Annotated in this window: 3 tRNA genes, 3 rRNA genes and 1 pseudogene; 6 read left to right on the top strand and 1 reads right to left on the bottom strand. The window is 55.1% G+C overall.

Annotation, left to right across the window (positions count from 1 at the left end):
- Positions 1 to 271: pseudogene (locus AC1RNC_RS25990) on the bottom strand (hypothetical protein); the annotation flags it as partial.
- Between the two features lie 92 nt (positions 272 to 363).
- Here AC1RNC_RS25990 and AC1RNC_RS25985 point away from each other — a divergent pair.
- The 6 genes from AC1RNC_RS25985 to AC1RNC_RS25960 all read left to right on the top strand — a co-directional run bounded on the left by AC1RNC_RS25985 (position 364) and on the right by AC1RNC_RS25960 (position 5,692).
- Positions 364 to 1,847 (top strand): 16S ribosomal RNA (locus tag AC1RNC_RS25985).
- A gap of 192 nt (positions 1,848 to 2,039) precedes the next feature.
- A tRNA-Ile gene (locus tag AC1RNC_RS25980) sits at positions 2,040 to 2,116 on the top strand.
- 64 nt (positions 2,117 to 2,180) lie between these two features.
- A tRNA-Ala gene (locus AC1RNC_RS25975) sits at positions 2,181 to 2,256 on the top strand.
- Between the two features lie 289 nt (positions 2,257 to 2,545).
- Positions 2,546 to 5,334 (top strand): 23S ribosomal RNA (locus AC1RNC_RS25970).
- A gap of 104 nt (positions 5,335 to 5,438) precedes the next feature.
- Positions 5,439 to 5,553 (top strand): 5S ribosomal RNA (gene rrf, locus AC1RNC_RS25965).
- The 16S, 23S and 5S rRNA genes sit together here with 3 tRNA genes alongside, the layout of an rRNA operon.
- Before the next feature lie 62 nt (positions 5,554 to 5,615).
- A tRNA-Met gene (locus tag AC1RNC_RS25960) sits at positions 5,616 to 5,692 on the top strand.
- The last annotated feature ends 3 nt before the right edge of the window (positions 5,693 to 5,695 follow it).

The following is a 5,695-nucleotide window of genomic DNA, read 5'->3' as shown; positions in this document are numbered from 1 at the left end:
CTCCGGGTTGGTTGGCGGGTTTGTCGGAAAGTTTTGAAAAAAACGATTTGACACGGAATTCGAGGTTCGCTAGATAGCCGCCTCCGCCGACACCGGGCGCTAAACGGTGGGGCCGCTGAGAGGCGGTTCGGGTCTTTGACATTGTTGATTTGGAAAGAGAAACGCAGGCGGCGGCGCTCTGGCGGTTACCCTTCGAGGTAACCTTCGACGCTGACAAATGCGGTCTCTTGAAGACACCATTAATATGGTGGCTGACCTTCGGGTTGGTCACTGTGTGATGGGAACTCGTCAAGAAACTATGCAAACCAGATACCTGGTTCTGGGTTTTCCCCCGGGACTGGAAGTCTGAAGTCAATGTCAACTCAACCTGAGAGTTTGATCCTGGCTCAGAGCGAACGCTGGCGGCAGGCCTAACACATGCAAGTCGAACGGATCCTTCGGGATTAGTGGCGGACGGGTGAGTAACACGTGGGAACGTGCCCTTTGGTTCGGAACAACTCAGGGAAACTTGAGCTAATACCGGATGTGCCCTTCGGGGGAAAGATTTATCGCCATTGGAGCGGCCCGCGTCTGATTAGCTAGTTGGTGGGGTAAAGGCCCACCAAGGCGACGATCAGTAGCTGGTCTGAGAGGATGATCAGCCACATTGGGACTGAGACACGGCCCAAACTCCTACGGGAGGCAGCAGTGGGGAATCTTGCGCAATGGGCGAAAGCCTGACGCAGCCATGCCGCGTGAATGATGAAGGTCTTAGGATTGTAAAATTCTTTCACCGGGGACGATAATGACGGTACCCGGAGAAGAAGCCCCGGCTAACTTCGTGCCAGCAGCCGCGGTAATACGAAGGGGGCTAGCGTTGCTCGGAATTACTGGGCGTAAAGGGAGCGTAGGCGGACTGTTTAGTCAGAGGTGAAAGCCCAGGGCTCAACCTTGGAATTGCCTTTGATACTGGCAGTCTTGAGTACGGAAGAGGTATGTGGAACTCCGAGTGTAGAGGTGAAATTCGTAGATATTCGGAAGAACACCAGTGGCGAAGGCGACATACTGGTCCGTTACTGACGCTGAGGCTCGAAAGCGTGGGGAGCAAACAGGATTAGATACCCTGGTAGTCCACGCCGTAAACGATGAGTGCTAGTTGTCGGCATGCATGCATGTCGGTGACGCAGCTAACGCATTAAGCACTCCGCCTGGGGAGTACGGTCGCAAGATTAAAACTCAAAGGAATTGACGGGGGCCCGCACAAGCGGTGGAGCATGTGGTTTAATTCGAAGCAACGCGCAGAACCTTACCACCTTTTGACATGCCCGGACCACCAGAGAGATCTGGCTTTCCCTTCGGGGACTGGGACACAGGTGCTGCATGGCTGTCGTCAGCTCGTGTCGTGAGATGTTGGGTTAAGTCCCGCAACGAGCGCAACCCTCGCGATTAGTTGCCATCAGGTTTGGCTGGGCACTCTAATCGTACTGCCGGAGTTAATCCGGAGGAAGGCGGGGATGACGTCAAGTCCTCATGGCCCTTACAAGGTGGGCTACACACGTGCTACAATGGCGACTACAGAGGGCTGCAATCCCGCGAGGGGGAGCCAATCCCTAAAAGTCGTCTCAGTTCGGATTGTTCTCTGCAACTCGAGAGCATGAAGTTGGAATCGCTAGTAATCGCGGATCAGCATGCCGCGGTGAATACGTTCCCGGGCCTTGTACACACCGCCCGTCACACCATGGGAGTTGGCTTTACCCGAAGGCGCTGCGCTAACCGCAAGGGGGCAGGCGACCACGGTAGGGTCAGCGACTGGGGTGAAGTCGTAACAAGGTAGCCGTAGGGGAACCTGCGGCTGGATCACCTCCTTTCTAAGGATGCTTCTCCAGTCTCTCACGAGACTATTGAGGCTCCAATTAGTGCGCTAGACGCACACAAATGAGCGGATCGCCGCCGTCTTCGTTTCTCTTTCCGCTTGTTCTGGACCGTCGAGGTTCAGGACACGATCGCGAGCCCTGGAGCGGGTTCAGTCAGACTGACTGGACCTCATCTGAGCGGCCTATGGGCCCGTAGCTCAGTTGGTTAGAGCGCACGCTTGATAAGCGTGAGGTCATAAGTTCAAGTCTTATCGGGCCTACCACTCTTTCCACATACGGACCGCACCGACCAGCTCCCGCTGGGCAAGCAACTCACACCGAGTGTGAGGGGCCATAGCTCAGTTGGTAGAGCGCCTGCTTTGCAAGCAGGATGTCGTCGGTTCGAATCCGTCTGGCTCCACCATTTTTCCTCGCAATCCTCGCTACCGCTTCGCTGCTTGAGCGAGGCTAGCTGGTAGGGTTGGGAAAATCGCGATCGAGGATGATCAAGTTTGCAGCGGCTTTCGAGCCGATGCGAAATGACATTGTGAAGGCAGGGTTCCTCCGCCAACCGTAGCTCACCCCTGGGATACGGACCTGGTTCAAGGATGGACTTAAGAAGACATCATTGTCTGACTAAAGGTAGAGCTCATGCTCGAGACCTTCCCGCGTGACGCGGCTAGGTCTCAAAACGCATGGGTTTTGCTGAGAACGATCAAGCGCATAAGGGCTTCTGACGGATGCCTTGGCATTGAGAGGCGATGAAGGACGTGGCACGCTGCGATAAGAGCCGGGGAGGCGCGAGCACCCTTTGATCCGGCTATCTCCGAATGGGGAAACCCACCTTTATGGTCACTCCACTTGTTCCTGACTTCGGTCAGGGCCGTAGTGGATGGATCAGAAGAGGTATAATGACCTGAATACATAGGGTTCATTAAGCAAACCCGGGGAACTGAAACATCTCAGTACCCGGAGGAAAGGACATCAACCGAGACTCCCGTAGTAGTGGCGAGCGAACCGGGACCAGGCCAGTGCTGTCGTGACATAAAGCTGAATGTGCTGGGAAGCACAGCCATAGTGGGTGATAGCCCCGTAAGCGTCAAATAGCGACAGACTCGAGTAGGGCGGGACACGTGAAATCCTGTCTGAACATGGGGGGACCACCCTCCAAGCCTAAGTACTCCTCAATGACCGATAGCGAACAAGTACCGTGAGGGAAAGGTGAAAAGCACCCCGACAAGGGGAGTGAAACAGATCCTGAAATCGGAAGCCTACAAGCAGTCGGAGCCACCGCGCGTGGTGACGGCGTACCTTTTGTATAATGGGTCAGCGACTTCATGTGCCGTGCAAGCTTAAGCCGTTAGGTGTAGGCGCAGCGAAAGCGAGTCTGAATAGGGCGAATAAGTACGTCGCATGACGACCCGAAACCAGGTGATCTATCCATGAGCAGGTTGAAGGTAAGGTAACACTTACTGGAGGACCGAACCGGTGAATGTTGAAAAATTCTCGGATGACTTGTGGATAGGGGTGAAAGGCCAATCAAACCTGGACATAGCTGGTTCTCCGCGAAAACTATTTAGGTAGTGCCTCGGACGTATTCCTTGGGGGGTAGAGCACTGGATGGATGCGGGCGGCGCGAGCTGTACCAATTCTAACCAAACTCCGAATACCCAAGAGAACTATCCGGGAGACACACGGCGGGTGCTAACGTCCGTCGTGAAAAGGGAAACAACCCTAACCATCATCTAAGGCCCCCAAGTACTGGCTAAGTGGGAAACGATGTGGGTTTGCTTTGACAACCAGGATGTTGGCTTAGAAGCAGCCATCATTTAAAGAAAGCGTAACAGCTCACTGGTCAAGCGAACCTGCGCGGAAAATGTAACGGGGCTCAAGCCAGTCGCCGAAGGTATGGGTGTGCACTTTGTGCACGCGGTAGCGGAGCGTTCCGTAAGCCGATGAAGGTGAGGCGTGAGCCTTGCTGGAGGTATCGGAAGTGAGAATGCTGACATGAGTAGCGATAAAGAGGGTGAGAGACCCTCTCGCCGAAAGCCCAAGGGTTCCTGCGTAAAGCTAATCTGCGCAGGGTTAGTCGGCCCCTAAGGCGAGGCCGAAAGGCGTAGTCGATGGGAATCAGGTGAATATTCCTGAACCAGTTGGAAGTGACGGATCTGGTAAATTGTCGGGGCTTATTGGATTGCTCCCGGCAGTGAACAGGTCCCTGGAAATAACTCCAACGGAGACCGTACCCGAAACCGACACAGGTGGGCAGGTAGAGTATACCAAGGCGCTTGAGAGAACTGTGCTGAAGGAACTCGGCAAATTGCACGCGTAACTTCGGGATAAGCGTGACTCTCTTTTGGGCAACCAGATGAGAGTGGCACAAGCCAGGGGGTAGCGACTGTTTATCAAAAACACAGGGCTCTGCGAAGCCGCAAGGCGACGTATAGGGTCTGACGCCTGCCCGGTGCCTGAAGGTTAAAAGGAGGGGTGCAAGCTCTGAATTGAAGCCCAGGTAAACGGCGGCCGTAACTATAACGGTCCTAAGGTAGCGAAATTCCTTGTCGGGTAAGTTCCGACCTGCACGAATGGCGTAACGACTTCCCCACTGTCTCCAGCACAGGCTCAGCGAAATTGAATTCCCCGTGAAGATGCGGGGTTCCCGCGGTCAGACGGAAAGACCCTATGAACCTTTACTGCAGCTTCGCCTTGGCGTTAGCAGCAACATGTGTAGGATAGGTGGGAGGCTATGAAACCGGGGCGCCAGTTCCGGTGGAGCCATCCTTGAAATACCACCCTTATTGTTGCTGACGTCTAACCGCGGCCCGTTATCCGGGTCCGGGACATGGCGTGGCGGGCAGTTTGACTGGGGCGGTCGCCTCCCAAAGTGTAACGGAGGCGCGCGATGGTGGGCTCAGACCGGTCGGAAATCGGTCGTCGAGTGCAATGGCATAAGCCCGCCTGACTGCGAGACTGACAAGTCGAGCAGAGACGAAAGTCGGCCATAGTGATCCGGTGGTCCTGCGTGGAAGGGCCATCGCTCAACGAATAAAAGGTACTCTAGGGATAACAGGCTGATTTTGCCCAAGAGTCCATATCGACGGCAAAGTTTGGCACCTCGATGTCGGCTCATCACATCCTGGGGCTGGAGCAGGTCCCAAGGGTTCGGCTGTTCGCCGATTAAAGTGGTACGTGAGCTGGGTTCAGAACGTCGTGAGACAGTTTGGTCCCTATCTGCCGTGGGTGTACGAGACTTGAGAGGATCTGTCCCTAGTACGAGAGGACCGGGATGGACACACCTCTGGTGGACCTGTCATGGCGCCAGCTGTGCAGCAGGGTAGCTAAGTGTGGAATAGATAACCGCTGAAAGCATCTAAGCGGGAAACTAACCTCAAAACAAGGTCTCGCTGAGAGCCGTGGAAGACCACCACGTTGATAGGCCGGGTGTGGAAGTGCGGCGACGCATGGAGCTTACCGGTACTAATAGCTCGATAGGCTTGATCGTTCTTCAGTCAAACCCATGCATAACGCATGGCTCTACTTCAGGCACTGATGTCTTCTTCACAATCCTCGCGCTCTTCGGAGCGTGAGTGATATCCTTTTCGCTGACCTGGTGGCTTTGCCGGGGGTTCCCCACCCGATCCCATTCCGAACTCGGTCGTTAAGTCCCCCTGGGCCAATGGTACTTCGTCTCAAGGCGCGGGAGAGTAGGTCGCCGCCAGGTCCGCCAAAAGGATATCAAACCCCAAGTCCAAAAACCCTGCATCACAATCCAAAACACCCTGACGCGGGGTGGAGCAGCCCGGTAGCTCGTCAGGCTCATAACCTGAAGGTCACAGGTTCAAATCCTGTCCCCGCACCCAAGG

Source organism: Caulobacter sp. GW822-FHT01G02 (assembly GCF_058802865.1).
Note: the sequence above shows the minus strand (reverse complement) of the source record. Positions and strands in the feature narration are given on the sequence as shown.